We start from the raw sequence: 522 nt of genomic DNA, 5'->3' as shown, positions 1-522 counted from the left end.
GATAAAATGTCCGACGACGCTTCGTTCAACGGCATCAATCTGCTGCGCGGCGACAATCTGAAGATTACCTTCAACGAAACCGGCACCTCTTCGATCGACATCCAGGCCAAAGACAAACAATCGGTCAATGCGTCCAATCTCGATCTAGCGACGACAATGTCGAAAGACGACTTGGATAGCGACGAAGACATCGACGGCTTCCTTGATAAGGTCAAGAGCGCACTCAACAATGTTCGCTCGCAAGCCTCCGCCTTCGGTTCGAACCTGTCCATCGTGCAGAACCGTCAGGACTTCACCAAGGCCATGATCGATACGCTGGAAACCGGTGCTGGCAACCTGACCCTGGCAGACATGAACCAGGAGGCTGCGAACATGATGGCTCTTCAGACCCGTCAGTCGCTGGCGCAATCGACCCTCTCGATGGCCAACCAGGCCGATCAGGGCGTGTTGCAGCTGCTCCGTTAATCGGCGCCGCAAACGAAATGAAAGGCGGGCTTCACAGCCCGCCTTTTTCTTTTCCCC

At 55.2% G+C, this 522-nt stretch carries 1 protein-coding gene; it reads left to right on the top strand.

The features are described from left to right. Positions 1-465, top strand: a 465-nt coding sequence (locus tag C8264_RS21950; protein WP_281261473.1) for a flagellin, incomplete at its 5' end; no start/stop codon positions are given. Positions 466-522 lie beyond the last annotated feature (57 nt).

Source organism: Devosia naphthalenivorans, assembly GCF_003056355.1.
GTDB classification, from domain to species: domain Bacteria; phylum Pseudomonadota; class Alphaproteobacteria; order Rhizobiales; family Devosiaceae; genus Devosia; species Devosia naphthalenivorans.
Note: the sequence above shows the minus strand (reverse complement) of the source record. Positions and strands in the feature narration are given on the sequence as shown.